This window comes from Microbacterium sp. NPDC058062 (assembly GCF_042885375.1).
Classification (GTDB): domain Bacteria; phylum Actinomycetota; class Actinomycetes; order Actinomycetales; family Microbacteriaceae; genus Microbacterium; species Microbacterium trichothecenolyticum_C.
Genome location: NZ_JBHVSC010000006.1, coordinates 120,227 through 147,175 on the forward strand (window position 1 = coordinate 120,227; position 26,949 = coordinate 147,175).

Here is a 26,949-nt window from a genome sequence, read left to right on the forward strand (position 1 = left end):
ACGGGCGATATGTCCCCCATCTACGACTGCCGTGACGAGGCGCAGCTGCTCACCGGCATGCGCCAGGCGCGCCAGGCCATCGGCCGCGGCGAGCTCGTCGTCATCCCCACCGACACCGTCTACGGCGTCGCCGCCGACGCCTTCGACCACGCCGCCGTCGCGCGCCTGCTCGCGGCCAAGGGGCGCGGACGCCAGTCGCCGCCGCCCGTTCTCGTCGCAGGACTCACGACGCTGCGCGCGCTCGTGGCCGAGGTGCCCGAGCCGGTCGAACGCCTCGTGGAGGCGTACTGGCCGGGTGGCCTCACCATCGTGCTGCCGTCGCAGCCCTCGCTGTCGTGGGACCTCGGCGAGACCCGCGGCACCGTCGCTGTGCGCATGCCGGCGCACCGCATCGCCCTCGAGCTCCTCGAAGAGACCGGTCCGCTGGCGGTCTCGAGCGCCAACCTCACCGGCATGGCGGCGGGCATCAGCGCCGAGGACGCGGAAGGGATGCTGAAGGACAGCGTCGCCGTCTATCTCGGCGACGGGCCGTCCAAGACCGGCATCCCTTCGACGATCATCGACGCGACGAGCCTCGTCGTCGGCGACGAGCCCCTGGTGCGCGTGCTGCGCGAGGGCGCGGTCAGCCGCGAACAGCTGCGCGACGTGCTCGGCGACCTCCTCGAGCCCGACCCGGGCTCCGAGCCCGAAGCCGACGCCCCGGTCACAGATACTCCGGCCGACGCGGCTGCGACGCCCGAGGCGCCGGAACCCGACCGCTCGTGAAGCAGTACGTCTTCACGATCCTCCTCACGGCGGCCGTCACCTTCGTCCTGTCGTGGGCGGTGTGGCGACTCAGCCTCAAGTACAAGCTGTATCCGGGCATCCGCGAACGCGACGTCCACAAGACGCCCACGCCGCGCCTCGGCGGCATCGCCATGTTCATCGGCGTGCTGGCGGCGTTCGCGGTGTCGTCGCAGCATCCGTACTTCTCCATCGTCTGGGCTCAGCCCCAGCAGATGTACGCCCTCCTCGGCGCGACCGCGCTCATCGTCGTCGTCGGCGTGCTCGACGACCTGTGGGATCTCGACTGGATGATCAAGCTGGGCGCGCAGTTCCTCGCGGCCGGCGTGATCGCGTGGTTCGGGCAGCTCCAGATCTACACGCTGCCGCTGGGCGGCATGACGATCTTCTCGAGCTGGGCGAGCTTCACCCTCACCGTCTTCTCGATCGTCGTCGTCATGAACGCGGTGAACTTCATCGACGGGCTCGACGGCCTCGTCGCCGGGGTGTGCCTGATCGCGAACGCGGTCTTCTTCGCGTACTCCTACATGGTGTTCCGCGACATCGGCTCGAGCACCTACTTCACGCTGTCCTCGCTCATCGCCGCCGTGCTCATCGGCGCGTGCATCGGGTTCCTCCCTCTCAACTGGAGCCCCGCGCGCCTGTTCATGGGCGATGCCGGCGCGCTGATGCTCGGCCTCCTGATGGCGTGCTCGGCGATCTCGATCACCGGCAACTTCGACCCCGCGATGATCGCCGACAACGACGCGTTCGGCCGCTCGCAGCTTCTCGGTGCGTTCATCCCGATCCTCCTGCCAGTCGTCGTGGTCCTGCTGCCGCTGCTCGACTTCGGCCTCGCCGTCGTGCGGCGCATGAGCAGGGGCAAGTCGCCGTTCTCGCCCGACCGCAAGCACCTCCACCACCGCATGCTCGACATGGGCCACACGGATCGCGACGCCGTGCTCATCTTCTACGCGTGGACGGCCCTCGTGAGCCTGTCGGTGCTGCTCATGTACATCGGCACGACCCTGCAGTGGCCGGGGGACTACCTCTTCGGCGTCTTCTACGGGATCGTCGGCATCGCCGCATGCCTCGTCGTCACCCTCCTTCCCTCGCGCCGCCGGCCCGTCACCGCGTCGACGGCCCCCTCCGTACCCGAACCCGAACCGCAGCCCGATCCCGCGCCCGCACAGGAGGACGCCCGATGAGCACCAGCCCGAACCCCCGCACCCCGATCTCCAGCACCCCGATCCTGCGCACCGTCCTGGTGTGGTCGGGCTCGGTCACCGCGATCCTCGCCGTCATCGGCGCGATCGTCGGCTTCCTCGTCGCCGGCACCACGGGCCTCTGGAGCGCCCTGGCCGGCGTCCTGGTCGCCGCGGTCTTCCTCGGCATCACCGGGGCGAGCATCCTCATCGCGAACCGCTGGTTCGGCGACCCGCTCTACGTGCCGATCTTCTTCGGCATCGTGATGGGCGGGTGGATCCTCAAGTTCGTCGTGTTCATCGTGATCCTCCTCGTCCTGCGCGGTCAGCCCTGGATCGAGCCCCAGGTGTTCTTCGTCGCGGCGGTCGTGAGCGTGCTCGCCTCGCTGGCGGTCGACGTCGTCGTGATGGTGCGCATGCGGGTGCCGCACGTGAGCGATGTGACGCTTCCGACCGACCCCGACGAGGGAGACAAGCGCGACGGGGAGCCCGGCGCGTCGTGAACCACCCCTGCGCGGATTCAGCGAGCTCACAAGTTTGATAGGCTGAACGAGCGCCCGCCCACTCGCTCAGCGAGTACTTGCGGAGTGACGCTCACCGACCATCGTCGCAACGGTTCTTGACCGGTGCCCCGAAGCTGGAGCCAGCGCTGTCTATTCATGCTGCGACCCTGATCGCCCCCTTTGCCACGGATGAACCGCCCGTCTTCCACGGGCCCTCGATCGATGAGTTCTTCCCCGAGGTTCTCTTCAATCTGGCCGGTGTTCCGATCACCCGGATCCACCTCATCCAGTTCCTCGCCACGATCGCCGTCGTCGTGATCTTCTGGCTCGGCACGCGCCGTATGCGTGTCGTGCCGGGACGCTTCCAGAGCCTCGTCGAGATGGGACTGGACTTCGTCCGCGTCAACATCGGCGAAGACCTGCTCGGCAAGAAGGACGCCCAGCGCTTCCTGCCGATCCTCACGACGCTGTTCTTCATGATCCTGTTCATGAACATCACGGGCATCATCCCGTTCCTGAACATCGCCGGCACGAGCATCATCGCGGTGCCGCTGACGCTCGCCGTCGTGAGCTACGTCACGTTCATCTACGCCGGCATCAAGAAGAGCCCGAAGAACTTCTTCAAGAACTCGCTCTTCCCGTCGGGCGTGCCGTGGCCGATCTACATCATCGTCACGCCGATCGAGCTCATCTCGACGTTCATCATCCGGCCGGTCACGCTGACCCTCCGACTCCTGATGAACATGATGGTCGGCCACCTGCTGCTGGTGCTGTTCTTCGCGGCCACGCAGTTCTTCATCTTCGACATGGGCGGCTGGTGGTCGATCCTCGGCGCCGGCAGCCTCGCGTTCGGCTTCGTCTTCACCCTGTTCGAAATCCTGGTGGCAGTCCTCCAGGCCTACGTCTTCGCCCTTCTCACCGCGGTCTACATCCAGCTCGCGGTCGCCGAAGAGCACTGAAAGCGGGACGGCCCTGCCCTGAAACGACGCAGGGCCGCCCACAACCGAAAGGAAACACCCCCGTGGACGCAACTACGGTTCTCGCAGAGGTCTCCGGCTCCATCGCGACCGTCGGATACGGTCTCGCCGCCATCGGCCCGGCCATCGGCGTGGGCATCGTCGTCGGCAAGACGATCGAGGGCGTCGCCCGTCAGCCCGAGCTGGCCGGCCGCCTGCAGGTCCTCATGTGGATCGGTATCGCCTTCACCGAGGCGCTCGCCTTCATCGGCATCGCGACCGGCTTCATCTTCGGCTTCTGATCGCCCACACCCAGTCGTAAGGAGACAGGATGCTGCACGCTCTTGTCACGTACGCCGCGGAAGAGGGTGCGGAGGCGCACAACCCCCTCCTCCCCGCGTGGTACGACATCATCTGGTCGTCGGTGTGCTTCATCGTCATCCTCATCATCTTCTGGAAGGTCGCCCTTCCGCGGATGAAGAAGCTGCTCGACGAGCGCTCCGCTGCGATCGAAGGCAACATCGCCAAGGCCGACGAGGCCCAGCGCAAGGCCGAGGCCGCCCTCGAGGAGTACACGGCGCAGCTCGCCGATGCTCGCAAGGAGGCCGGTGAGATCCGCGACGCCGCCCGCGAGGACGGCAAGAAGATCGTCGCCGAGGCCAAGGAGACCGCTTCGGCGGAGGCTTCGCGCCTGACCACGACCGCGCACGCCCAGATCGAGGCGGAGCGCCAGACGGCACTCGTGTCGCTGCGCAGCGAGGTGGGCACGCTCGCCCTCGACCTCGCCGGCGGCGTGATCGGTGAGACGCTGTCCGACGACAAGAAGGCTCAGGCCGTCGTCGACCGCTTCCTCGCCGAGCTCGAAGAGTCCGAAGGGGCCAAGGCGTAATGGGCAGCGCGACCACTCAGGCCCTGGCGGCGACGACGGCGGCGCTCCGCGCCGCGTCGGGCGTCGACCTCGACGTGGCCGGCGAACTCTTCGCCGTCGCGCGCGCCGTGGGCGACTCGTCGCAGCTGAGCGGCGCGCTCGCCGACTCCGCCGCGTCGACCGAGGCCCGCCGCAAGGTCGTCGCCGACGTGTTCGGCAAGGCCGTCAAGCCCACGACGGCGTCGCTGCTGACGACCGCCGTCGCCCAGCGGTGGTCCTCGGCCGGCGATCTCATCGACGGCATCGAGGAGCTCGCCGTGCGCGCGGCCGCTGTCGCGGACGCGAAGGCCGACGTCGAAGCCGAGCTGTTCGCGTTCTCGCGGACGGTGGCCGACAACCCCGAGCTCGAGCTCGCGCTGGGAAGCCGCCTGGGCGACTCCGCTGCGAAGGGCGCGCTTGTCGAGAAGCTGCTCGCGGGCCGCGCGAGCGCAGGGGCGACGCTGATCGCGTCCTCCCTCATCCGCCAGCCGCGCGAGCGGCGCGTGCGTCAGCTGCTGTCGCGCGCGACGCGTCTCGTGGCCGACCAGCGCAACCGCGCGGTCGCGACGGTCGTCGCGGCCGCACCGCTCAGCGCAGCGCAGAGCGAGCGCCTCACGGCCGCGCTGACCAAGCGCTACGGCACGCCGGTGTCGCTGAACACCATCGTCGACCCGACCGTCGTCGGCGGCGTGCGCGTGCAGATCGCGGACGACGTGATCGACGCGAGCGTGTCGTCGCGTCTGGCCGACCTCCGTCAGCGGCTCGCCGGCTGACACAGACTTCCCGCGCAAGCGGAGACTTCGGGGCCGCGGCCCCTTGAACGAAGGAAAACAATGGCAGATCTCTCTATCAGCCCTGATGTCATCCGTGACGCGCTGAAGGACTTCGTCGCCGCCTACGAGCCCACCGGGGCTGCGGCCACCGAGGTCGGCACGGTCGTCGACGCCGCTGACGGCATCGCCCACGTCGAGGGCCTTCCCGGTGTCATGGCGAACGAGCTCGTCACGTTCGCGGACGGCACGCAGGGCCTCGCGCTGAACCTGGACGAGCACGAGATCGGTGTGGTCGTCCTCGGCGACTTCGCCGGCATCGAAGCCGGCCAGCAGGTCACCCGCACCGGTGAGGTGCTCTCGGTGCCCGTCGGCGACGGCTACCTCGGCCGCGTGGTCGACCCGCTCGGCAACCCGATCGACGGCCTCGGCGAGATCGCCACCGTCGGCCGTCGTGCCCTCGAGCTGCAGGCGCCGGGCGTCATGCAGCGCAAGTCGGTGCACGAGCCGCTGCAGACCGGCATCAAGGCCATCGACGCGATGATCCCGGTCGGCCGCGGCCAGCGCCAGCTCATCATCGGCGACCGCCAGACCGGCAAGACCGCGATCGCGATCGACACGATCATCAACCAGCGCTCCAACTGGGAGTCGGGCGATGTCAACAAGCAGGTGCGCTGCATCTACGTCGCGATCGGCCAGAAGGGCTCCACGATCGCGGCCGTGAAGGGCGCCCTCGAGGACGCCGGCGCGCTGGAGTACACGACGATCGTCGCGGCTCCCGCCTCCGACCCCGCCGGCTTCAAGTACCTCGCGCCGTACACCGGCTCGGCCATCGGCCAGCACTGGATGTACGAGGGCAAGCACGTCCTGGTCATCTTCGACGACCTGTCGAAGCAGGCCGAGGCCTACCGCGCCGTGTCGCTGCTCCTCCGCCGCCCGCCGGGCCGTGAGGCCTACCCGGGTGACGTCTTCTACCTGCACTCGCGTCTGCTCGAGCGCTGCGCGAAGCTGTCCGACGAGCTCGGCGCCGGCTCGATGACGGGTCTCCCGATCATCGAGACCAAGGCCAACGACGTCTCGGCGTACATCCCGACCAACGTGATCTCGATCACGGACGGCCAGATCTTCCTGCAGTCCGACCTGTTCAACGCCAACCAGCGCCCCGCGGTCGACGTCGGCATCTCGGTCTCGCGAGTCGGCGGTGACGCACAGGTCAAGTCGATCAAGAAGGTCTCGGGCACGCTCAAGCTCGAGCTCGCCCAGTACCGCTCGCTCGAGGCGTTCGCCATGTTCGCCTCGGACCTGGACGCCGCATCGCGTCGCCAGCTCGCCCGTGGCGCCCGTCTGACCGAACTGCTCAAGCAGCCGCAGTACTCGCCGTACCCGGTCGAGGAGCAGGTCGTCTCGGTCTGGGCCGGCACCAACGGCAAGCTCGACACCATCGAGGTCGAGGACGTGCTCTCGTTCGAGCGCGAGCTTCTCGACTACCTGCGTCGCAACACCACGATCCTCGACACGCTGCGCGACACGAACGTCCTCGACGACGACACCGTGGCGGAGCTGACGAAGAAGACCGACGAGTTCATCCTCGAGTTCCAGGCCGGCAAGGGCCAGTCGATCACGAAGCCCGGCCACGAAGAGGTCGCGGCGGCTCAGGCCGACGACGTGAACCAGGAGAAGATCGTCAAGGGCCGCCGCTAAGGCGGGCCTGGGCTAGCAGACATGGGCGCACAACTCCGGGTCTACAAGCAGAAGATCTCTTCTGCTCAGACGACCAAGAAGATCACGAAGGCGATGGAACTCATCGCGGCTTCGCGCATCCAGAAGGCGATGGCGCGTGTGCGCGCGTCGTCGCCCTTCGCGCGGGCCGTCAGCAGTGCCGTCTCCGCCGTGGCGACGCACTCCAACGTCGATCACCCGCTGACCGTCGAACGAGAGACGATCCGCCGCTCCGCGGTCGTGATCTTCTCGTCCGACCGCGGTCTCGCGGGCGCGTTCAACTCGCAGATCCTCCGTGAGGGGCTCGAGCTCGCGCAGCTGCTGCGCGAGGAGGGCCGGGAGCCGGTGTTCTACCTCGTCGGGCGCAAGGCCGTCGGGTACTTCCAGTTCCGTCGCATGGAGGCGGCCGCCGAGTGGACGGGCGACACCGACACGCCGCACTTCACGACCGCCGAGGAGATCGCGGCGACCCTGCTCGACGCGTACGACCGCGGCGGCGAGGAGAACGGCGTCGACGAGATCCACCTCGTCTACAACCGCTTCGTCAGCATGATGACGCAGACGCCCGAGACGGTGCGCCTGCTCCCGCTCGAGGTCGTCGAGGCCGAGGAGTCGTCCTCGGCAGCGGTGTACCCGCTGTACGAGTTCGAGCCGGACGCCGAGACCGTGCTCGACGCGCTTCTGCCGGTGTACATCCAGAGCCGCGTCTTCAACGCCCTCCTGCAGTCGTCGGCCGCGAAGCACGCCGCCACGCAGAAGGCGATGAAGTCCGCCAGCGACAACGCCGACAAGCTCATCACCGACTACACGCGCCTGCGCAACAACGCGCGCCAGGCCGAGATCACGCAGCAGATCGCCGAGATCGTCGGCGGCGCCGACGCTCTGTCCTCGGGCAAGTAACGCTCCTGCGCAGACAGACCACACGAAAGAGAAGAAGCCATGAGCCTCACCGCTGACAAGACCGAGACGGCGGTCGTCGGGCGCGTCGCCCGCGTCACCGGCCCCGTCGTCGACATCGAGTTCCCGCACGACTCGATCCCCGACATCTACAACGCGCTCAAGACGACGATCACCATCGACGGCGAGTCGGCCGAGATCACGCTCGAGGTCGCTCAGCACCTCGGTGACGACCTCGTCCGCGCCATCTCGCTGAAGCCGACCGACGGCATGGTCCGCGGCCAGGAGGTGCGCGACACCGGCGGGCCCATCACGGTCCCCGTCGGCGACGTCACCAAGGGCAAGGTGTTCAACGTCACGGGTGACGTCCTGAACGCCGCTCCGGGCGAGACCGTCGAGGTCACCGAGCGCTGGGGCATCCACCGCCAGGCGCCCTCGTTCGACCAGCTCGAGTCGAAGACCGAGATGTTCGAGACCGGCATCAAGTCGATCGACCTTCTCACCCCGTACGTGCAGGGTGGAAAGATCGGCCTCTTCGGCGGCGCCGGCGTCGGCAAGACGGTCCTCATCCAGGAGATGATCCAGCGCGTCGCGCAGGACCACGGTGGTGTGTCGGTGTTCGCCGGTGTCGGCGAGCGCACCCGTGAGGGTAACGACCTCATCGGCGAGATGGAGGAGGCGGGCGTCTTCGACAAGACCGCCCTCGTCTTCGGCCAGATGGACGAGCCGCCGGGGACGCGTCTGCGCGTGGCCCTCTCGGCCCTCACGATGGCGGAGTACTTCCGCGACGTGCAGAAGCAGGACGTGCTGCTCTTCATCGACAACATCTTCCGCTTCACGCAGGCCGGTTCCGAGGTCTCGACGCTGCTCGGCCGCATGCCCTCCGCGGTGGGCTACCAGCCGAACCTCGCCGACGAGATGGGCATCCTCCAGGAGCGCATCACCTCGACGCGCGGTCACTCGATCACGTCGCTCCAGGCGATCTACGTCCCCGCCGACGACTACACCGACCCGGCTCCGGCGACCACGTTCGCGCACCTCGACGCCACCACCGAGCTCTCGCGTGAGATCGCGTCGAAGGGTCTGTACCCGGCCATCGACCCGCTGACGTCGACGAGCCGCATCCTCGACCCGCGCTACATCGGTGAGGACCACTACCGCGTGGCCACCGCCGTGAAGCAGATCCTGCAGAAGAACAAGGAACTGCAGGAGATCATCGCGATCCTCGGTGTCGACGAGCTCTCGGAAGAGGACAAGATCGTCGTCGCCCGCGCGCGCCGCATCCAGCAGTTCCTCTCGCAGAACACCTACATGGCGAAGAAGTTCACCGGTGTCGAGGGTTCGACGGTCCCGATCAAGGAGACCATCGAGTCGTTCGACGCGATCGTCAAGGGCGAGTTCGACCACGTGGCCGAGCAGGCCTTCTTCAACGTCGGCGGCATCTCCGACGTCGAAGAGCAGTGGGCGCGTATCCAGAAGGAGAACGGCTGATCATGCCGCTCAAAGTGAGCCTCGTCTCCGCGGACGCGGAGGTCTGGTCGGGGGAGGCGTCGCTCGTCGTCGCCAAGACCGTCGAGGGCGAGATCGGCTTCATGACCGGTCACGAGCCGGTGCTCGCGATCCTCGCCGAGGGTCAGGTGCGCATCACCGAGACCTCCGGCACGAAGATCATCGCCAACGCGCAGGACGGGTTCCTGTCGATGGAAGGCGATGACCTCACGATCGTGGCCGGAAACGCCGCACTGATCTCCTGATCACCCATCATTCGCACTCGGCCGGTCCCCTCGGGGATCGGCCGAGTCGTTTCATCCGGCGACGCCGCCCCGAGCCCCGCCACGGAGAGCCATGTTGATCCTGCTGCCCCCGTCCGAGACGAAGCGCACCGGTGGCAAGCGCGCACCTCTGGATGCCGCAGGACTGGCACTGCCGGAGCTGGCACCGCAGCGCGACGCCGTCGTGGCGGCCCTGGTCGCCCTCTCGGCCGATGAGGACCACGCCGCACGCGTCCTCAAGCTCGGCCCCCAGCAGCGCGGCGAGGTCGCGGTCAACGCTGCACTGCGCGAAGCCCCGACCATGGCCGCGATCGATCGCTACACCGGTGTCCTCTTCGACGCGCTGGATGCCGCATCCGTCTCCGCCGCCGGCCGGCGCTGGCTGGGAGCCCATGTCCTCGTGCACTCGGCGCCGTTCGGGCCGGTGGGCGCGCTGGATCCGATCCCGGCGTATCGTCTCGGCGCGGCCACGTCGCTTCCCGGTGTGCCACCGCTGCGGCGCCACTGGGGCGCCGACGTGACCGCCGCCCTCGCTGCCCTCGCCCCGCGGTTCGTGCTCGACCTCCGCTCCGAGGCCTACGTCGGCCTCGGCCCGGTGCCGGCCGGCGTCGCCTCCCGGTACGTGCGCGTCGTGAGCGAGGGGGCCGACGGCGCCGCGCGCGCCCTCAACCACTTCAACAAGCACGCGAAGGGCGCGCTCGTCCGCCGGCTCGCCGAGGACCGCCCGCGAATCGGGTCTGCCGCGGGGTTCCTGACATGGGCGGATGCCGCGGGCCTCCGCGTACGCGAGACCGGAGCCGGCGAACTCGAGCTCTTCGCCTGAGCTGCTACGCGGTCGGCGTGCGCACCGCCGAGAAGCGATTGCGGCGGCGCAGCGCGAAGCCGAGACGCTCGTACGCCGCAATGGCCCCGACGTTCGACGCCGCCGCGTGCAGAAGTGCGCGATCGCCGCGCTCCTGGATGTGGAACGCGACGTCGAGCACGAGGCGCGACGCGAGCCCCTGACGACGGTGGTCGGCGTCGACGGCGACGGCGCTGATCTCGGTCCAGCCCTCGGGGTGCAGGCGCTCGCCCGCCATCGCGACCAGGCGGCCGTCGCGGCGGATGCCGATGTACCGTCCGAGTTCGTAGGTGCGCGGCCGGAACGGACCGGGCTGGTTGCGCTCGACGATCGCGAGCATCTCGGGAACGTCGGCGGCGCCCAGCAGGACCGCTTCGGGGTACGGCTGCGGTCGCAGTGCGTCGGTCTCGACGAGCTGCACCCCCTCGCCCTGGCCGACGAACTCCCAGCCCTCCGGCACGTCCCCCTCGTAGCCCGACAGCCCGATCTCGGCACCGGGGCCGACGAGGTCGACGAGCGCCTCCCACACCTCGGGCTCGTCCCACGACCGCACCGCGACGAACGGCGCGACGTCTTCCGGGTAGCGGCGCACGAGGTCGTCGCCGATCGCGAAGGAGGCGTGCGGACCGGTGAGCGAGTGCCACGGGGCGTTGTCGAGCACAGTGGCGTCGGCGTGCGGGGCATCGAGGAGGGGAGCGAGGGAGGCATCGGGCACCCGCCCACTCTGCGCCTGCGTCCCCGTCGCCGCAAATGCCCGGCGTCACCGCACGCAATACGTGCGAGGACGCCGCCCGGTCAGTGCTTGGTGTGCTCGGCCGTGCGCTCGGTGTTCTCGGCGATCGCGATGAGGGCGACGACCGCCTCGATGATGAACCTGAGCAGGATGATCGCGAGGAACGTCACCACCGGCACCACGATGATGGTCGCGACGAGCCCGGTGATCCCCGCGCCGACGTTCAGCCACATCAGCGAGATCGCGTTCATGATGCCGCCGACGAAGTACACGATGAAGCCGATGGCGATCGCGATCAGGCCGACGAAGTAGAACACGCTCGCCAGTCGCCGCGTGATGAAGGTGCGGAACGACAGGTCGAACAGCGCCGAGAAGAACCCTCGACCGACCTCGTTGACCTCGCCGCGGACCGTCGGGACGCCGGTGTCGTCAGGATCGGCCGCGCGCGCGGCGTCGGCTGCGGACTGCGGGGGAAGCGGCGGGGGAGTCGAAGCGGACGGAGTCTGGTCGGTCATGGCAGCCCTTCGGTCGGGAGTTCTGCTCAGGGTATCCACCGCCGCCTCAGCGGGCCATCCCCTTGATATGGGCCGCCAATGCTGACAGGCAGCTGAGAGCGTCGCTAGCATGTGTCGAGCGGAGCAGGGGCTCCGTGGGCGCGCTGGGACGCGCCCCGAACCGACTCTCTCGGAGGTCGCTCCACATGGATTACAACGACGGCAGCGGGGCCGGGGCGCTCATCGCCTGGCTCGTGCTCGCTCCTTTCTTCTTCCTGCTCGCGATCGCCGGCTACGTCATCGGCTCGTGGTTCCTCATGAAGGTCTTCGACAAGGCCGGCGTGCAGGGCCGTTGGCGTGCGTGGGTGCCGGTCTACAACACCCTGATCTTCGTCAAGCTCGGCGACCTCAACCCGTGGTGGCTGCTGATCCTCTGGGGCGGCACCGCCGTGCTCGGGTGGGTTCCGGTGCTCGGCACCCTCATCGGTCTCGCCACCTTCATCTACACGCTCCTCGCCGCCTGGCGCGTCGGCCTGAAGCTGCAGAAGGAGGCCGTCTGGCTCATCCTCTACTTCTTCCTCGCGATCGTGTGGCTCGGCATCAACGCGTTCGACCGCTCGCGCTGGAACACCGCGATCCCCGCCGCACCGTGGGCGGGCAACTTCCTCGCCGACAACACCGTGTGGTCGGGCATCCCCGCGCAGGCGCCGGCCGGGGGCTACCCCGTCAACCCGGCGACCGCTCCCGGCTACGGCGCCCCCTCGGGCTACCAGCCGCCGGCGGGGTACACCCCGCCGCCCGCGCCTCCCGCCGGCTACACGCCGCCGCCCGCGCCCTCGGCCGCGCCCGCCGCTCCGGTGCCGCCGCCTGCCGCCCAGCCCCCGGCCGCCCAGCCGCCGGTCACGCCGCCTCCCGCGAGCGAGCCTCCGGCAGCGCCTCCGGCCGCGCAGCCTCCGGTGACGCCGCCGCCCGCCGCCGCGCCTCCGGCTGCCGAGCCGCCGGCGACCGAGCCGCCCACCACCGAGCCGCCGGCGCCCGACGCGCCCAGGCCGTAACCGAAACGACAGCCCCTCGCCCGACGGCGAGGGGCTGTCGCGTTGTGCGGGGGCCGAAGCATCCGTCGCCGGAGATAGCGTGGAGGGCATGACCTCGACTGTTCCCCTGCGCCGGGTCGGCGCGTCCGGCCTGCTCGTCTCCGCCGTCGGCCTCGGCTGCAACAACTTCGGTCGCCCCGGCACCCGCACCGAGACGCTCGACGGCACGCGCGAGGTGCTCGACGCCGCGATCGACGCCGGCGTGACGTTCCTCGACACCGCCGACATGTACGGCGGCGATCCGGGGCAGTCAGAGACGCTGATGGGGGAGGCGCTCGAGGGGCGGCGCGACCAGGTCATCCTGGCGACCAAGTTCGGCCATCCCGGTCGCGACATGGGCTACCCGGCCCAGGGTGCGAAGGGCTCGCGGTCGTACATCCGGCGCGCGGTCGAGGCATCCCTCACCCGTCTCAAGACCGACTGGATCGACCTGTACCAGCTGCACGTGCCCGACAACGACACGCCGATGGAGGAGACGCTCGACGCGCTCGGCGACCTCGTCCGCGAAGGCAAGGTGCGCTACATCGGGCACACCAACTTCTCGGGCTGGCAGGTGGCGGAGGGTCATTTCACCGCGCTGATGCGCCACGGCGTGCCCTTCGTGTCGGCGCAGAACGAGTACAGCCTGCTGGCGCGCGGTGCCGAGCGGAACGTGCTGCGGGCCGTCGAGCGCTACGGTCTCGGCTTCTTCCCCTACTTCCCGCTCCACAACGGGCTGCTGACCGGGAAGTTCACGCGGGATGCCGCGCCCGCCGACACGCGCATCATCCGGCAGCGTCGCCACATCTACGACGATGCGCCGTGGGAGGCGCTCGAGGGGTATCAGGCGTTCTGCGACGAGCGGGGCATCACGATGCTCGAGGCGACCTTCGGGTGGCTGCTGTCGCGTCCGGCGCTCTCGAGCGTCATCGCCGGTGCGACCACTCCCGAGCAGGTCCGGGCGAATGCCGCGGCGGCCTCGGCGTGGACTCCGACGGCCGCGGACCTCGCCGCGATCGACGCGCTGTTCCCGCCGCCGGAGGCCGCCGCCTGACGACGCGACGCACCGCGTCGGGTGAGTTCGCCGACGGCGTAGGCGCCGGACTGTCGGCGGCGCGCACGCAGGCGTAGCGTCGCTATCCGTGCGCGGTCCGTGTGAGCGGACGACTCCGCGCGCCGGAAAGGACCGTCGTGCTCGGCAAGCTCCTGGTGCGGTATCTGAGCCCCGCGTGGCCGCTCATCGTGGCGGTGGTCGTCTTCCAGCTGGCGCAGTCGATCGCGTCGCTGTGGCTGCCGACCCTGAACGCCGACATCATCGACAACGGCGTCGTCACCGGCGACATCCCGTACATCTGGTCGACCGGCGGCGTGATGCTGATCGTGAGCCTCGTGCAGGTGGTGTGCGCGATCGTCGCGGTGTACTTCGGGTCGCGCCTCGCGATGGGCATGGGCCGGGACCTCCGTGGCGACCTGTTCCATCGCGTTGTCGCGTTCTCGCAGCGGGAGGTCGGTCAGTTCGGCGCCCCGTCGCTCATCACGCGCAACACCAACGACGTGCAGCAGGTGCAGATGCTGGTGCAGGTGTCGGCGACGCTCATGATCTCGGCGCCGATGCTCGCGATCGGCGGCGTCATCATGGCCATCAGCCAGGACGTCGGCCTGTCGTGGCTGATGGCGGTGGCGATCCCGGTGCTGCTCATCATCGTCGGGCTCATCGTGTGGCGCATGGTGCCGGCGTTCACCCAGATGCAGAAGCGCATCGACCGCGTCAACCAGATCATGCGCGAGCAGCTGAGCGGCATTCGCGTCGTGCGGGCGTTCGTGCGCGAGCGCGAGGAGCGGGCACGCTTCGAGTCGGCGAGCGACGATGTGAAGGCGACCGGCCTGCGCGCCGGCAACCTCATGGCGCTGATGTTCCCCGCGGTGATGCTCGTCATGAACGTCTCGAGCGTCGCGGTCATCTGGTTCGGCGCCTTCCAGGTGCAGAACAGCGGCGTGCAGATCGGCACGCTGTTCGCGTTCCTCACCTACCTCATGCAGATCCTCATGGGCGTCATGATGGCGACCTTCATGTTCGTGATGATCCCGCGCGCCGCGGTGTGCGCGAACCGCATCGGCGAGGTGCTCGAGACCGCACCGTCGGTGTCGGCGCCGGAGGCCGCAGCATCCGCTCCCGCTCCTTACGGCCGGATCGAGTTCGACCATGTCGACTTCGCGTACCCCGGCGCCGAGGAGGCCGTGCTGCACGACGTGACCTTCACGGTCGAGCCCGGCACGACGACGGCGGTCATCGGCTCGACCGGCTCGGGCAAGACGACGCTCGTCAGCCTCGTGCCGCGCCTGTTCGACGTGACCGCGGGCAGCGTCCGCGTCGACGGCGTCGACGTGCGGGACTACGACCCCGATGAGCTCTGGACGCGCGTCGGACTCGTCCCGCAGCGCGCCTTCCTGTTCTCGGGCACGATCGCGTCGAACCTGCGCTACGGCGACCACGACGCGACCGACGAGCAGCTGTGGACCGCGCTCGAGCTCGCGCAGGCGGCCGACTTCGTCCGCGCGCTGCCGGAAGGGCTCGAGGCGCCGATCGCCCAGGGCGGCACGAACGTGTCGGGTGGGCAGCGCCAACGCCTCGCGATCGCGCGGGCGCTCGTGAAACGTCCCGAGTCGTACATCTTCGACGACTCGTTCTCGGCGCTGGATCTGAGGACGGATGCTGCGCTCCGCCGCGCGCTCGACACCCACCTGCCCGACGCGACCCGGCTCGTCGTCGCGCAGCGCGTCTCGACGATCCAGCACGCGGACCAGATCCTCGTGCTCGATCACGGCCGCATCATCGGGATGGGCACGCACGACGACCTCGTCGAGACCAACGAGACGTACCGCGAGATCGTGGAATCCCAGCTCGCGGCGGAGGCGGCGGCATGAGCGGGCCGGGGCGGGCGGCGCCGCAGCGCATGCCGATCGGCCGCGGCCCGATGGGGCAGGCGACGGGTGGCGAGAAGGCGCAGAACTTCGGTCCGAGCGCGAAGCGCCTGCTCGCGACCCTGCGCCCCGACAGGCTGCTGCTGGTCGTGGTGCTCGTGTTCAGCATCCTGTCGGTCACGCTCTCGGTGATCGGCCCGAAGCTGCTCGGCGAGGGCACGAACGTGGTGTTCGCGGGCTTCATCTCGCTGCAGGTGCCGGCGGGCGTGACCAAGCAGCAGGTCGTCGACCAGCTCGTCGCCTCGGGCAACCAGGACCAGGCGAACATGGTCGCCGCGATGGACTTCGTGCCGGGAGCGGGCATCGACTTCGACCAGCTCGCGCGGATCCTGACACTGGTGCTGCTCGTGTACGTGTTCTCGAGCCTCTTCGGCTGGCTGCAGGCGCGCATCCTCAATGGCGTGGTGCAGCGCGCGATGCACCGGCTGCGTCTGCAGGTGGAGGACAAGGTGCACCGCCTGCCGTTGTCGTACTTCGACCGCGTGCAGCGCGGCGAGCTGCTCAGCCGCGTCACGAACGACGTCGACAACATCGGGCAGACGATGCAGCAGACCCTGTCGCAGGTCGTCATCTCGCTGCTCACCGTGATCGGCGTGCTCACGATGATGTTCATCATCTCGCCGCTGCTGGCGGTCATCGCCCTCGTCACCATCCCGCTGACGATCCTCATCACCGTGCTCGTGGCCAAGCGCTCGCAGAAGCTCTTCGTGCAGCAGTGGAAGACGACCGGCGTGCTCAACGCCCGGGTCGAGGAGACGTTCTCCGGCCACTCGGTCGTGAAGGTGTTCGGCCACCAGAAGGAGGTCGAGGCGGACTTCCGCGCCGAGAACGACGAGCTGTACCGGTCGAGCTTCGGGGCGCAGTTCCTCTCGGGCGTGATCATGCCCTCGATGATGTTCATCGGCAACCTCGTGTACGTCGCGATCGCGGTCGTCGGCGGACTCCAGGTCGCCGCGGGGCTCATGTCCATCGGCGACGTGCAGGCGTTCATCCAGTACTCCCGGCAGTTCACCCAGCCGCTCAGCCAGCTCGGGTCGATGGCGAACCTGCTGCAGTCCGGCGTCGCCAGCGCCGAGCGCGTGTTCGAACTGCTCGACGAAGAGGAGCAGACGCCCGACGACGACCCGGCCGAGACGGCGCCGGAGTCGGCGAGCAGGCTGGAGTTCGAGGACGTCGCCTTCCGGTACACGCCGGACAAGCCGCTGATCGACTCGCTGACGCTCGCCGCGCGGCCCGGCAGCACCGTCGCGATCGTCGGCCCCACCGGCGCCGGCAAGACGACGCTCGTGAACCTCATCATGCGCTTCTACGACGTCGACGCGGGCCGCATCGTGCTGGACGGCGTCGACACCCGCCGCATGACGCGCGACGACCTCCGCGCGCGCACCGGGATGGTGCTGCAGGACACCTGGCTGTTCGCGGGCACCATCCGCGAGAACATCGCGTACGGGCGACCGGAGGCGTCCGAGGAGGAGATCGTCGCGGCGGCGACGGCGGCCTACGTCGACCGCTTCGTGCACGCGCTGCCCGACGGCTACGACACGATGCTCGACGACGAGGCCACCAACCTCAGTGTGGGCGAGCGTCAGCTCGTGACGATCGCCCGGGCGTTCCTCGCCGATCCGCGCATCCTCATCCTGGACGAGGCGACGTCGTCGGTGGACACGCGCACCGAGCTTCTCATCCAGCGCGCGATGTCGCGGCTGCGTGAGGACCGGACGGCGTTCGTGATCGCCCACCGGCTGTCGACGATCCGGGACGCCGACCTCATCCTCGTGATGGAGAACGGCGCGATCGTCGAGCAGGGGTCGCACAACGAGCTGCTCGCGCAGAAGGGCGCGTACTGGCGCCTCTACAACGCGCAGTTCGAGGGCGCGGCCGAGGAGGAGGAAGTGGTCGAGGTGCCGACCGTGCCGCTGTCGCCACCGCCCACGACGGCGCAGATCGTCGTCGAAGCGCTCGCCGAGTCCGAAGACGCCGTCGAGTAACCCACTAGTATGTGAGGACGCGGGGGCGAAGGGTTCCGGCGTATTCCGACGGGGAGGACAGGGCGTGCCCGAAGTTTCCACCCAGTCTCTCGCCGTCCCGGTTCCCGGTGGCGTGCTCGAGCTCTCCTGGGCCGCGGTGACCGACACCGGACGCCGCCGCGAGGTGAACCAGGATGCGATGTTCGCGGCGTATCCGCTGTTCGTCGTCGCCGACGGCATGGGTGGGCATGTCGGGGGTGAGATCGCCAGCGCGAGCGCGATCGAGCGACTCCACGCCGTCGCCGAGAGCGGAACGGTGACGCCGAAGACCATCGAGAAGGCGCTCGCGCGCGCCGTCAAGGACATCGCGTCGCACCCGGAGGCCACGGACGACGGCACGGGCACCACGGTGACCGGCGTGTTCCTCGACACCTCGGGGGACGCCGCCCACTGGGTCACGCTGAACATCGGCGACTCACGGGTGTATCTCGTGCGCGATGGCGCGATCGTGCAGATCACCACCGACCACTCGGTCGTGCAGGAACTCGTCGCCGCAGGACGACTGAGTCCGGAAGAGGCCGAGAACCACCCCTACGGCAACGTCATCACCCGCGCGGTCGGGCCGAGCGAGGGCGTCACGCCCGACTACGTGCGGCTGGACGCGCTCGACGGCGACCGCTTCGTCATCTGCTCCGACGGGCTGACGAAGGAGCTCACCGACTACGGGATCCGCCACTTCCTCGAGGAGAACGCCGACGCGGGCGACGCGGCATCCGCCATGCTCGAGGCGGCGCTCGAGAACGGCGGCCGCGACAACATCACCATCATCGTCCTCGATGTGGGTCGCCCGGCCGACGACGACTCCTCCACAGACGAGGACTGACCGCCGCGATCCACAGATCCGGCTCGCCGGGCTCCTGGTCGATCCGGCTCGCGCTGGACTGGGCGCATGCGCTCGACCGTTCCTTCGACCTTCGCGACCGGTGGCGTTCTCGACGATGAGCCGCTCGCCCTCCCCGCGGCGTGGAGCCCTCCGCCGCGCCCCCCGCTGCCCCTCGTGGCCGCGATCGTGCCGGTGGTCGGTGCCGTCGCGCTCTGGCTCGTCACCGGCTCCCTCTTCTCCCTCTGGTTCGCGCTCCTCGGCCCGCTGATCGCGGCGGCGACCATGCTCGACGCACGCCGCGCGGCCCGCCGAGACGGGCGGCGCGCCGCAGCCGACGCGATGCGCGCCCGCGACGAGGCCGCCTCTGTCGTGACGGCGCGCCACGAGAGCGAGCGGGCGCAGCTGTGGGCGCGGCATCCCGATGTCGCGCGCCTCGTCACCCGCGACGGCGAGATCTGGCGCGGCGGCCGCGATGCGTGCCTCGTGGTCGGCGAGGGTGAGCGCGCGAGCGTCGTCCGCGTGACCGGAGGCGACGGAGATCCGGATGCTGCGGAGCTGCGTCGCCGCGCGGCCCGCGTGGCGGGGGCGCCGGTGACGCTCCCTCTCGCCGCCGGCGTGGTGGTGGTGGGCGGTGAGACGCTGGCGGCCGCCGTTCAGCGGGCGCTCGTCCTGCAGGCGTGCCTCGCGTTCGCGCCGGACGAGCTGCATGTCGTCCCGCCGCTGGGGCGCGGTCTCGACTGGATGGAGGCGCTGCCGCACCGCGACGGCCGGGGCGGATCACAGCTGGCGGTCGTCGGCCCCGGTGAACTGGTCCCCGCGGACGCCGACCTCGTCATCGCGCGCGGTCGACCCGGCGAGCCGCTGCCGCCGAGGTGCCAGGCGGTGCTCACGATCTCCTCGCCCGGCGTCGCGCGTCTCGAGCACGCCGGCGAGGTCGTGCCGGTGCGCGTCGAGGCGGTGTCCCGGGGACAGGCGGAGGAGATCGCCGCCGAGCTCGCCACCCGCGCCGCGCACAGCCTGGGACTGCGGCGCGGGGCGCCGGAGCCGATCGCGCTGTCGCCGCTGCTGGCCGCCGTGCCGGCCGTGTCGGGTGGGCTCGCTGCGGTCATCGGGGCGAGTCGCGGCGAGCCGGTGCTCGTCGACCTCGTCGCCGACGGACCTCACGCGGTGGTCGCGGGAGTCACCGGGGCCGGCAAGAGCGAGCTGCTGATCACCTGGATCCTCGCGCTCTGCGCCACCCGCTCTGCAGACGAGGTGACCTTCCTGCTCGCGGACTTCAAGGGCGGCACGGCGTTCGACGGCCTCGCCGGGGTTCCCCATGTCACCGGGGTCATCACCGACCTCGACGGTTCGGGCGCCCGCCGCGCCATCGAGAGCCTGCGGGCCGAGCTTCGCCGGCGCGAAGCTGCGATCGCCGCGGCGGGCGCCCGTGACATCGGCGACCCGCGGGTGCGGCTGCCGCGGCTCGTCGTGGTGGTCGACGAGTTCGCGGCTCTCCTGGGCGACCACCCCGAGCTGCACGGCCTGTTCGCCGATCTCGCGGCGCGCGGCAGGGCCCTCGGGATCCATCTCATCCTCGGCACACAGCGAGCGGCGGGGGTGATCCGCGACAACCTGCTGGCGAACTGCCCGCTGCGGATCAGCCTGCGCGTGACCGACGCGGCGGACAGTCGCGCACTGCTCGGCACGGAGGATGCCGCGCGCCTGCCCGGCGGGGTCTCGGGTCGCGGGACGGCGTTCGTCCGCCGCGCCGGCGATGCGAGCCCGCAGCAGCTGCGCATCGCGTTGTCCGGCCCCGACGACATCGCGGCGGCCGCGCTCAAGATCGGGCACCGTGCGCCCCGTCGGCCATGGCTGCCCGAGTTGCCGGGACTGCTTACCCTCGACGATCTCGTGGATCGCTCGATGGCGGAGCGGGATGCCCCTCCCGCGGGCGCCGTGCTGATCGGTCTGGCCGACGAGCCCGAGCGCCAGCGGCAGCCGGTCGCGTTCCTGGGCCCGTCCGACCGCGGGCTGCTGGTGCTCGGAGGCCCGGCGTCCGGGGTGTCGAATGCGCTCGACCTCGTCGAAGCCCAGCTGCGCGGGGCGGCGGTGCGCCTGCCGGCCCACCCCGAGCGGCTCTGGGATGCCGTCGCCGCGCTGCACGAGGAGCTGCCGCGCCCCGGTTCTGCAGTGCTCGTCGATGATCTCGACGGGGTCGCACTGCGGCTGCCGCCCGAGTACGCGCAGATCGTCACGGAGCGCATCGAAGGGCTCGTGCGCCGGGCCGCCGATGCCGGCGTGCTCATGGTAGTGGGTGCGCACCGGCTGACCGGTCCCATGTCGCGCATCGCCGAGCTCTTTCCGCGTCGGCTCATGCTGCCGTACGCCACGCGCGTCGATCACGCATCGGCCGGCGGCGATCCCTCGACGTTCGATCCGGCCGCGCCTGCCGGGCGGGGGCGACTCGACGGACGCACGCTCCAGCTCGCGATGGCGCTGTCCGCGTCCCGAGAGCCGTTCGAGCCCGACGCTCCGTGGATCCCCTCCGCCGCGCTCACCGGAGTCGTCGCTCGGCGCTCGCCTGCCGGCCGACGCGCTCTCGCCGCCTGGGAGGAACGCGGCGTGCGGGTGCTCGGCGTGGAGGCTTATGTAGCGGAGCCCGGTGCCGCGGCCACGGGACGCGTGGTCGTCGTGGGGGAGCCCGACGACTGGCAGCGGCAGTGGCGCCTCCTCGCCGATGTGCGCGGCGACCACGACCTCGTGATCGACGCGTCGTGCGCGTCCGAGCTCCGCGTCCTCACGGGATTCCGCGGGGCACCGCCGTACTGCGAGCCCGGTTCCGCGCGCGCGTGGCTCACCTCGGCCGGAGCGGATCCCGTGCGCATTGTCCTCCCGTCGTGAGATGTCCGGCCTGACCGTCGGGCAGGTGTCTTGACCCGTGCTTCTCGCACGCCATAGCGTCACCATGTGGCTACATCCCCGATCGATCTGCACCGCCCCGAAGGCAAGGGACTCGCCGCGGGCACGCTGGGCCTGTGGGGTTCCACCGTCATCGGCCTCGCGTCGACCGCGCCCGTCTACTCCCTGGTGGCGACCCTCGGGTTCGTCGTGCTGGCGGTCGGAGCGCAGGCGCCCATCGCGTTCGTCATCGCGTTCATCCCGATGCTCTTCATCGCCTTCGCCTATCGCGAGCTCAACAACGACGTCCCCGACTGCGGCACCACCTTCACGTGGGGCACCAAGGCCTTCGGGCCCTGGGTCGGCTGGATGGGCGGATGGGGCGTCGCCGTCGCCGGCATGGTCGTGCTGGCGAACCTCGCGCAGATCGCCGGCATCTACTTCTGGGCGCTCGTGGACGGCATCGTGGGCAATCCCGAGGATGCACTCCTCGCCGACAACGTCCCGCTCGTCACGGCGACCGGGGTGGTGTTCATCGCCGCGATGACGTGGGTGAGCTGGCGGGGCGTCGAGATCGGCGAGCGCATCCAGAACGTGCTGCTGGCGATCCAGTACCTCGCCCTCGCGATCTTCGTGGTGGCCGCCCTCTGGCAGTTCTTCGCCGGCACGGCGCCGGACCCGACGCCGTTCGACTGGTCGTGGTTCAACCCGTTCGCGTTCACCGAGTGGAGCGGATTCGTCGAGGCGGTGCTGCTCGCGCTCTTCATCTACTGGGGCTGGGACACGTGCCTCGCCCTCAACGAGGAGACCAAGGACCCCAAGCGCATCCCCGGTCGTGCGGCTCTGCTGACGACGGTCATCCTGCTCTTCACCTACGTCGGCGTGACGGTGGCCGCGATGATGTACGCCGGTCTCGGCGAGACGGGGACGGGCCTCGGCAACGAGGCGAACGCCGACGACTTCTTCCTCGCGATCAAGGACGGCCTGCTCGGGCCGCTGGGCTGGGTGCTGGTCGTCGCGGTGATGATCTCGGCGATCTCCTCGACACAGACCACGATCCTGCCGACGGCCCGCGGCACGCTCTCGATGGCCGCCTACAAGGCGCTGCCCCGCCGGTTCGCCACGGTGCACCCGCGGTACAAGACGCCGTCGTTCTCGACGCTCGTCATGGGCGTCGTCGCGATCGTCTACTACGTCGGCATGACCTTGATCAGCGACAACATCCTGCAGGACTCCATCCTGTCCCTCGGGCTCGCGATCGCCTTCTACTACGCCATCACCGGCTACGCCTGCGTGTGGTACTTCCGGCGGGAGCTGTTCAACAGCGCGAGGAACTTCTTCTACCGGTTCCTCTTCCCGCTGCTGGGGTCGCTGATGCTGACGTACGCGTTCGTGCAGTCGGCCATCGACATGTACGACGTGGACTACGGCTACACCGTCCTGCTGGGCATCGGCGGGACGTTCGTCCTGGGCATCGGCTCGCTCGCGTTCGGCGTGCTGCTCATGGTCCTGTGGTTCCTGTTCCCCCGGGCGAAGGCGTTCTTCCGGGGCGAGAGCCTCAACCGCGACACGCCGGTGCTCGTCCCCGAGGACCCGGCAGACTTCGCCCGGTCGATCGACGGCGGGCTCGTCTGAGCCCGAGCGCCGCCGTTCGGCGCCCCCGCCGTCACGGACCGAGGTGCGCTCCGCACCCGACGTCGTACGCCTCGCGCAGCCAGGCCGCGACGTCCTCGTCGAAGTCGCCCTCGTCGGCGAGGCGGAACTGGTGCACGAAGAGACGTCGTCCGTACGGCGACGCGCTGAGGATGCGGGGGTCGGGCGGCAGCTCGCGCATGATGTCGAAGTAGCCGCGCACCCCCGCGCGCCACGGCCTGACGCCCGCGAAGCCGCGGCGCGGTCCCTTGAACGTGATCGTCGTCTTCGCGACCGAGTGCGTCACCGGGCCGAACGACCGGATCACCTCGTCGATGCGGTGCCACAGCTTCACCGCGGCGGGGTCCGCATCCTTCAGGTGATCCTCCACCGTCCACACGTGCGCGTCCGTCATCCCCCCAGTCTCGGCCAGGGCGCCGACACGCGCACCCCTGCAGGCAGGCACAAGCCCCGGACCCCCGAAGGAGTCCGGGGCTTCTGAAGCCGGGACCGCGTCAGACCAGGGCGGCGTCCAGCGGGGCGAGCTCGAGTTCGTGAGCCGTCGCCACGCCCGCGTTGACCACGCGACCGCCGACGGTGTTGAGACCGCCCGCGAGCGCAGCATCCGCTCGAAGTGCTTCCTTCCACCCGCGCCGCGCGATCTGGCGGATGTAGGGGAGGGTGGCGTTGGTCAGCGCCGAAGTGGAGGTGTTCGGCACCGCGCCCGGCATGTTCGCGACGCAGTAGAAGATGCTGCCGTGCACCGGGAAGGTCGGATCGGCGTGCGTGGTCGGGTGCGTGTCCTCGAAGCAGCCGCCCTGGTCGACGGCGATGTCGACGAGCACGGAGCCCGGCCGCATGCGCGAGACCATGTCGTTGGTCACGAGCTTCGGCGCCTTCGCGCCCGGGATCAGCACCGAGCCGATCACGAGATCCGAGGCGGTGACCGCCCGATCGAGATCGAGCGGGTTCGACGCCGCCGTCTTGACCCGGCCCTGGAAATGGTCGTCGAGGTAGCGCAGACGCTGAACATTGGTGTCGAACACCGTGACATCGGCTCCCATGCCCACCGCGATCACGGCGGCGTTGGCGCCGGCGACACCGCCGCCGATGACGGTGACCGTGGCCGGGCGCGTGCCCGGCACCCCGGACATGAGCAGGCCGAGGCCTCCGGCCGAGCGCATCAGCGTCGCGGCGCCGACCGTCGGGGCGAGACGCCCGGCGACCTCGCTCATGGGCGCGAGCAGCGGGAGCCCGCCGCCGGCCAGCTGGACGGTCTCGTAGGCGATCGCGGTCACGCCGTCGGCGACGAGGCGCTCGGTGAGCGGACGGTCTGCCGCGAGGTGGAGGTAGGTGAACAGCACGAGGTCGTCGCGGAAGTAGCCGTACTCGCTCGCGATCGGCTCCTTGACCTTGAGGAGCAGCTCGGCGCGCGCCCACACCTCGGCGGCGTCGTCGAGGAGCACCGCCCCCGCGTCCGCGTACTCGGCATCCGGCATCGACGAGCCCTCGCCCGCGCCGCGCTGCACGAACACTTCATGGCCGGAGGCGACCAGGTCGTGCACGCCCGCAGGTGTGAGGGCAACCCGATACTCGTTGTTCTTCACCTCGGTGGGGACGCTGATCCGCATCGTGTGATCCTTTCCGCTCCGCCGTTGGAGCGCTCGGGCTCCTCGTGGGAGCGCCTCTAGAAAGCGGGGCGGATGGCCCCGACATCCTGTCCGCCGCCGGTGACGGCCAGCGGAAGCCTCGACATCGTGTCGGCGACATCCGCCGACGCCAGCGCGCCGTGCCGCTCGAGCAGGCGCAGAGCGACGGCGGTCGCCGCGCGGCCGCTGCCGTCGAGCATCTTGAGCGCCACCGTCGTGCCGTTCGGGGCGACCATCACCATGACGCCCTCGGCGCCGCCCTTGGCGAAGACGCCGAGCCGTTCGATGACCACCGTGTCGGCGCGGCCGGGGCCGTCGATCGTCCACGGGTCGGCGCGCACCGCCTCGACGAGTGCTCCGGCGCTGCGGTGCAGCGCGAAGGGGGACGTCGTCGACGAGTTGCCGATCCGGTGGATCGCGCGCGCGAGACCGAACACCGTCATCGCGTAGACGGGAGCGCCGCAGCCGTCGACGGCGGTCGCGGCGACCTTCTCGCCGATGAGGCGTTCGACGGTCTCGCGGACGAGGATCTGCACCGGATGATCCGGCGCGAGGTAGCTCTCGGGATCCCACCCGTTCAGGACGCTGGTGAGGAGCATCGTGGCGTGCTTGCCGGAGCAGTTCATCCGGATGCGCGACGGCTGTCCGAGTTCGCGCACCAGCTCGTCGCGCGTCGCCGTGTCGCCGGGCCAGGCGGCGGGGCATCCCAGTGCGTCCTCGCCGAGTTCGGCGAGCGACAGGATGTCGCGGACCACCGCGACGTGACGGTCGGTGCCGGAATGGCTCGCGGTGGCGAGGCCCAATCGCTCGCCCTCGAGGGGCGCGCCGGCCGAGAGGCACGCGAGCGCCTGCAGCGGCTTGAGGCTGGAGCGGGGGAGGATCAGCGCCGAAGGATCGCCGAGCTTCTCGGCGATGGTGCCGTCGGCGGCGAGCACGATGGCGATGCCGGCGTGGCGCGACTCGACGAAACCGCTGCGTTCGACGACGGCGAGCTCGACGGCGTCGGTCGCGGCGAAGGTCTGCGGCACCCCGACAGCCTACCGCCGGAGGGGCCCTCCGCCCGCATGACAGACTGTGCTCATGTGGGGCGAGCATCGATACTCCGTCCGGACGACGTGGACCGGTGACCGCGGCACCGGCACGTCGGGCTACCGGGACTACGACCGGGCGACGACCATCGAGATCGACGGCAAGCCGGCGCTGCTCGCCTCCTCCGACAAGCCGTTCCGCGGCGACCCGTCGCGGTGGAACCCCGAGGACATGCTGCTGGCGTCGCTCAGCGAGTGCCACCTGCTGTCGTACCTCCACGCGTGCGTGCAGGCAGGAGTGGTGGTCGTGGGATACGAGGACGAGGCATCCGGTCTCATGGTCGAGGACGGCCGGGGCGGAGGCGCCTTCCGCGAGGTCGTGCTGCGGCCGCGCGTGACCGTCGCGGACGCGTCGATGACGGATGCCGCGGCCGCCGCGCATGCGCAGGCGAACGAGTGGTGCTTCATCGCGAACTCGGTGAACTTCCCGGTGCGCCACGAGCCCACGATCCTGGTCGCTGCCGCCGGTCGTTGAGCAAACTCAGCGAGCCCGGACGGCGTCAGCGGCGCTCGTGGGGGAGGACCTGCTTGATGCGGTCGATCGTGTTGTGCGCGGGGACCTCGTTGTAGGCGTTCGCGAGCTCTTGGCCCGACAGCGCGTGGATCGCGGCCATGATCTCGTCCGTCGCGAGACGGCGTGCCTTGCCTGAGGACGCGGGGCCGTGGTGGGCGAGGTCGAGCGGCTCGCCGAACCTGACCGTGATGCGGTGCCGGAACGACGGCTTCTTCGCCCCCACCGGCATGACCTTGTCGGTGCCGATGAGGCCTACCGGCACCACGCGGGCGCTCGACTGCAGCGCCAGGAACGCGACGCCGGTGCGGCCCTTGTAGAGGCGGCCGTCGAGCGAGCGGGTGCCCTCCGGGTAGAGCGCGACGGCCTTGCCGTCATCGAGCAGGGCGCGCTGCTGGTCGAGCGCGTCGAGCGCGGCCTGCCCGGCACCGCGCTGCACCGGGATCGCGCCGATCGACGTGAAGAACCACCGCGAGGCCGGCTTGTCGAAGTAGCTCGACTTCGCCAGGAAGTGCACGGGGCGGGGTGCCGCGACCGGGATGGCGATCGAGTCGATGAACGACAGGTGGTTGCTCGCGAAGATTACCGGGCCGGACTTGGGGACGTTGGCCTTGCCCTCGATCCGAGGGCGGTACACGATTCTGGCCAGCGGAGTCAGGATGCTGCGCCCCAGCGCGTACGTGAAGCCCATGCGGCGCGCCGGAACGGCGGAGGATTCGGGTTCT

At 70.0% G+C, this 26,949-nt stretch carries 26 protein-coding genes; 20 read left to right on the forward strand and 6 right to left on the reverse strand.

Going from position 1 to position 26,949, the window contains the following annotated elements:
* The first annotated feature begins 9 nt into the window (after positions 1-9).
* The 12 genes from ACFVSU_RS18795 to ACFVSU_RS18850 all read left to right on the forward strand — a co-directional run bounded on the left by ACFVSU_RS18795 (position 10) and on the right by ACFVSU_RS18850 (position 10,314).
* Entirely contained in the window at positions 10-765 is a 756-nt protein-coding gene (locus ACFVSU_RS18795) for an L-threonylcarbamoyladenylate synthase (protein WP_387146480.1), read from the forward strand.
* Positions 762-1,970 (forward strand): MraY family glycosyltransferase, encoded by a 1,209-nt coding sequence (locus tag ACFVSU_RS18800; RefSeq protein ID WP_387146483.1) that lies wholly within the window; start codon positions 762-764, stop codon positions 1,968-1,970. Before ACFVSU_RS18795 ends, ACFVSU_RS18800 begins: the two co-directional genes overlap by 4 nt.
* Positions 1,967-2,470: a hypothetical protein gene (locus ACFVSU_RS18805; protein ID WP_387146486.1), complete on the forward strand. Its 504-nt coding sequence runs from the start codon at positions 1,967-1,969 to the stop codon at positions 2,468-2,470. The genes ACFVSU_RS18800 and ACFVSU_RS18805 overlap by 4 nt, the downstream gene beginning before the upstream one ends.
* 167 nt (positions 2,471-2,637) lie before the next feature.
* Entirely contained in the window at positions 2,638-3,429 is a 792-nt protein-coding gene (gene atpB, locus ACFVSU_RS18810) for a F0F1 ATP synthase subunit A (protein ID WP_235560275.1), read from the forward strand.
* Positions 3,430-3,491: 62 nt separating this feature from the next.
* Positions 3,492-3,728 carry an ATP synthase F0 subunit C gene (gene atpE, locus ACFVSU_RS18815; protein ID WP_159845304.1) on the forward strand — a complete coding sequence of 79 codons (237 nt, stop codon included), beginning with the start codon at positions 3,492-3,494 and terminating at the stop codon, positions 3,726-3,728.
* Between the two features lie 29 nt (positions 3,729-3,757).
* Positions 3,758-4,315: a F0F1 ATP synthase subunit B gene (locus ACFVSU_RS18820; protein ID WP_375872884.1), complete on the forward strand. Its 558-nt coding sequence runs from the start codon at positions 3,758-3,760 to the stop codon at positions 4,313-4,315.
* Positions 4,315-5,106, forward strand: coding sequence for a F0F1 ATP synthase subunit delta (locus ACFVSU_RS18825; protein WP_387146490.1), 792 nt, complete (start codon positions 4,315-4,317; stop codon positions 5,104-5,106). The genes ACFVSU_RS18820 and ACFVSU_RS18825 overlap by 1 nt, the downstream gene beginning before the upstream one ends.
* Before the next feature lie 60 nt (positions 5,107-5,166).
* Complete coding sequence (gene atpA / locus ACFVSU_RS18830) at positions 5,167-6,804, forward strand: F0F1 ATP synthase subunit alpha (RefSeq protein WP_387146493.1); 1,638 nt, start codon at positions 5,167-5,169, stop codon at positions 6,802-6,804.
* 21 nt (positions 6,805-6,825) lie between these two features.
* The gene (locus ACFVSU_RS18835; protein ID WP_375872882.1) at positions 6,826-7,722 is read left to right on the forward strand and encodes a F0F1 ATP synthase subunit gamma; all 897 of its coding nucleotides are present in this window, start codon (positions 6,826-6,828) and stop codon (positions 7,720-7,722) included.
* Between the two features lie 39 nt (positions 7,723-7,761).
* A complete protein-coding gene (gene atpD / locus ACFVSU_RS18840; protein ID WP_376010439.1) occupies positions 7,762-9,210 on the forward strand; it encodes a F0F1 ATP synthase subunit beta in 1,449 nt (482 codons plus the stop codon).
* Positions 9,211-9,212: 2 nt separating this feature from the next.
* Complete coding sequence (locus ACFVSU_RS18845) at positions 9,213-9,473, forward strand: F0F1 ATP synthase subunit epsilon (protein ID WP_045297537.1); 261 nt, start codon at positions 9,213-9,215, stop codon at positions 9,471-9,473.
* 91 nt (positions 9,474-9,564) lie between these two features.
* Positions 9,565-10,314, forward strand: coding sequence for a YaaA family protein (locus ACFVSU_RS18850; protein ID WP_387146498.1), 750 nt, complete (start codon positions 9,565-9,567; stop codon positions 10,312-10,314).
* Between the two features lie 4 nt (positions 10,315-10,318).
* On the opposite strand, the gene ACFVSU_RS18855 is transcribed toward ACFVSU_RS18850, so the two are convergent.
* Together ACFVSU_RS18855 and ACFVSU_RS18860 are read right to left on the reverse strand one after the other, a co-directional pair.
* Positions 10,319-11,047 (reverse strand): GNAT family N-acetyltransferase, encoded by a 729-nt coding sequence (locus tag ACFVSU_RS18855; RefSeq protein WP_387146501.1) that lies wholly within the window; start codon positions 11,045-11,047, stop codon positions 10,319-10,321.
* 80 nt (positions 11,048-11,127) lie between these two features.
* On the reverse strand, positions 11,128-11,580 hold the full coding sequence (locus ACFVSU_RS18860) for a DUF4282 domain-containing protein (protein WP_387146504.1): 453 nt from the start codon (positions 11,578-11,580) through the stop codon (positions 11,128-11,130).
* Between the two features lie 185 nt (positions 11,581-11,765).
* Between ACFVSU_RS18860 and ACFVSU_RS18865 the strand changes: the two genes are divergently transcribed.
* From ACFVSU_RS18865 to ACFVSU_RS18895, 7 genes are all read left to right on the forward strand, one after another.
* Positions 11,766-12,614, forward strand: a complete 849-nt coding sequence (locus ACFVSU_RS18865) for a large exoprotein (RefSeq protein ID WP_387146507.1) — start codon at positions 11,766-11,768, stop codon at positions 12,612-12,614.
* 88 nt (positions 12,615-12,702) lie between these two features.
* Positions 12,703-13,686, forward strand: a complete 984-nt coding sequence (locus ACFVSU_RS18870; RefSeq protein WP_387146510.1) for an aldo/keto reductase — start codon at positions 12,703-12,705, stop codon at positions 13,684-13,686.
* Between the two features lie 137 nt (positions 13,687-13,823).
* On the forward strand, positions 13,824-15,557 hold the full coding sequence (locus tag ACFVSU_RS18875) for an ABC transporter ATP-binding protein (protein WP_387146513.1): 1,734 nt from the start codon (positions 13,824-13,826) through the stop codon (positions 15,555-15,557).
* Complete coding sequence (locus ACFVSU_RS18880) at positions 15,554-17,602, forward strand: ABC transporter ATP-binding protein (protein ID WP_387146516.1); 2,049 nt, start codon at positions 15,554-15,556, stop codon at positions 17,600-17,602. Before ACFVSU_RS18875 ends, ACFVSU_RS18880 begins: the two co-directional genes overlap by 4 nt.
* 64 nt (positions 17,603-17,666) lie before the next feature.
* Positions 17,667-18,464: a PP2C family protein-serine/threonine phosphatase gene (locus ACFVSU_RS18885; protein WP_387146519.1), complete on the forward strand. Its 798-nt coding sequence runs from the start codon at positions 17,667-17,669 to the stop codon at positions 18,462-18,464.
* 66 nt (positions 18,465-18,530) lie between these two features.
* A complete protein-coding gene (locus ACFVSU_RS18890) occupies positions 18,531-21,347 on the forward strand; it encodes an FtsK/SpoIIIE domain-containing protein (RefSeq protein ID WP_387146522.1) in 2,817 nt (938 codons plus the stop codon).
* A 66-nt stretch (positions 21,348-21,413) separates the two neighbouring features.
* On the forward strand, positions 21,414-22,979 hold the full coding sequence (locus tag ACFVSU_RS18895) for an APC family permease (RefSeq protein ID WP_310242120.1): 1,566 nt from the start codon (positions 21,414-21,416) through the stop codon (positions 22,977-22,979).
* Between the two features lie 31 nt (positions 22,980-23,010).
* Here ACFVSU_RS18895 and ACFVSU_RS18900 read toward each other — a convergent pair whose 3' ends face one another.
* The 3 genes from ACFVSU_RS18900 to ACFVSU_RS18910 form a co-directional block, all read right to left on the reverse strand.
* A complete protein-coding gene (locus tag ACFVSU_RS18900; protein ID WP_387146526.1) occupies positions 23,011-23,391 on the reverse strand; it encodes a DUF5655 domain-containing protein in 381 nt (126 codons plus the stop codon).
* A gap of 100 nt (positions 23,392-23,491) precedes the next feature.
* Positions 23,492-24,607 (reverse strand): alanine dehydrogenase, encoded by a 1,116-nt coding sequence (gene ald, locus ACFVSU_RS18905; RefSeq protein WP_387146529.1) that lies wholly within the window; start codon positions 24,605-24,607, stop codon positions 23,492-23,494.
* A 56-nt stretch (positions 24,608-24,663) separates the two neighbouring features.
* Positions 24,664-25,653: an asparaginase gene (locus tag ACFVSU_RS18910; RefSeq protein WP_387146532.1), complete on the reverse strand. Its 990-nt coding sequence runs from the start codon at positions 25,651-25,653 to the stop codon at positions 24,664-24,666.
* 52 nt (positions 25,654-25,705) lie between these two features.
* On the opposite strand from ACFVSU_RS18910, the gene ACFVSU_RS18915 reads away from it, so the two are divergent.
* On the forward strand, positions 25,706-26,188 hold the full coding sequence (locus tag ACFVSU_RS18915; protein ID WP_387146534.1) for an OsmC family protein: 483 nt from the start codon (positions 25,706-25,708) through the stop codon (positions 26,186-26,188).
* A gap of 25 nt (positions 26,189-26,213) precedes the next feature.
* On the opposite strand, the gene ACFVSU_RS18920 is transcribed toward ACFVSU_RS18915, so the two are convergent.
* Complete coding sequence (locus ACFVSU_RS18920; RefSeq protein ID WP_387146990.1) at positions 26,214-26,915, reverse strand: lysophospholipid acyltransferase family protein; 702 nt, start codon at positions 26,913-26,915, stop codon at positions 26,214-26,216.
* Between the last annotated feature and the right edge of the window lie 34 nt (positions 26,916-26,949).

Excerpts from the sequence above, each read along its gene's own strand:
- ACFVSU_RS18795 (WP_387146480.1), top strand. The coding sequence starts at position 10 with ATGTCCCCCATCTACGACTGCCGTGACGAGGCGCAGCTGCTCACCGGC.
- ACFVSU_RS18805 (WP_387146486.1), top strand. The coding sequence starts at position 1,967 with ATGAGCACCAGCCCGAACCCCCGCACCCCGATCTCCAGCACCCCGATC.
- ACFVSU_RS18820 (WP_375872884.1), top strand. The coding sequence starts at position 3,758 with ATGCTGCACGCTCTTGTCACGTACGCCGCGGAAGAGGGTGCGGAGGCG.
- ACFVSU_RS18825 (WP_387146490.1), top strand. The coding sequence starts at position 4,315 with ATGGGCAGCGCGACCACTCAGGCCCTGGCGGCGACGACGGCGGCGCTC.
- atpA (WP_387146493.1), top strand. The coding sequence starts at position 5,167 with ATGGCAGATCTCTCTATCAGCCCTGATGTCATCCGTGACGCGCTGAAG.
- ACFVSU_RS18835 (WP_375872882.1), top strand. The coding sequence starts at position 6,826 with ATGGGCGCACAACTCCGGGTCTACAAGCAGAAGATCTCTTCTGCTCAG.
- atpD (WP_376010439.1), top strand. The coding sequence starts at position 7,762 with ATGAGCCTCACCGCTGACAAGACCGAGACGGCGGTCGTCGGGCGCGTC.
- ACFVSU_RS18845 (WP_045297537.1), top strand. The coding sequence starts at position 9,213 with ATGCCGCTCAAAGTGAGCCTCGTCTCCGCGGACGCGGAGGTCTGGTCG.
- ACFVSU_RS18850 (WP_387146498.1), top strand. The coding sequence starts at position 9,565 with ATGTTGATCCTGCTGCCCCCGTCCGAGACGAAGCGCACCGGTGGCAAG.
- ACFVSU_RS18860 (WP_387146504.1), bottom strand. The coding sequence starts at position 11,580 with ATGACCGACCAGACTCCGTCCGCTTCGACTCCCCCGCCGCTTCCCCCG.
- ACFVSU_RS18865 (WP_387146507.1), top strand. The coding sequence starts at position 11,766 with ATGGATTACAACGACGGCAGCGGGGCCGGGGCGCTCATCGCCTGGCTC.
- ACFVSU_RS18870 (WP_387146510.1), top strand. The coding sequence starts at position 12,703 with ATGACCTCGACTGTTCCCCTGCGCCGGGTCGGCGCGTCCGGCCTGCTC.
- ACFVSU_RS18880 (WP_387146516.1), top strand. The coding sequence starts at position 15,554 with ATGAGCGGGCCGGGGCGGGCGGCGCCGCAGCGCATGCCGATCGGCCGC.
- ACFVSU_RS18890 (WP_387146522.1), top strand. The coding sequence starts at position 18,531 with ATGCGCTCGACCGTTCCTTCGACCTTCGCGACCGGTGGCGTTCTCGAC.
- ACFVSU_RS18900 (WP_387146526.1), bottom strand. The coding sequence starts at position 23,391 with ATGACGGACGCGCACGTGTGGACGGTGGAGGATCACCTGAAGGATGCG.
- ald (WP_387146529.1), bottom strand. The coding sequence starts at position 24,607 with ATGCGGATCAGCGTCCCCACCGAGGTGAAGAACAACGAGTATCGGGTT.
- ACFVSU_RS18915 (WP_387146534.1), top strand. The coding sequence starts at position 25,706 with ATGTGGGGCGAGCATCGATACTCCGTCCGGACGACGTGGACCGGTGAC.
- ACFVSU_RS18920 (WP_387146990.1), bottom strand. The coding sequence starts at position 26,915 with ATGGGCTTCACGTACGCGCTGGGGCGCAGCATCCTGACTCCGCTGGCC.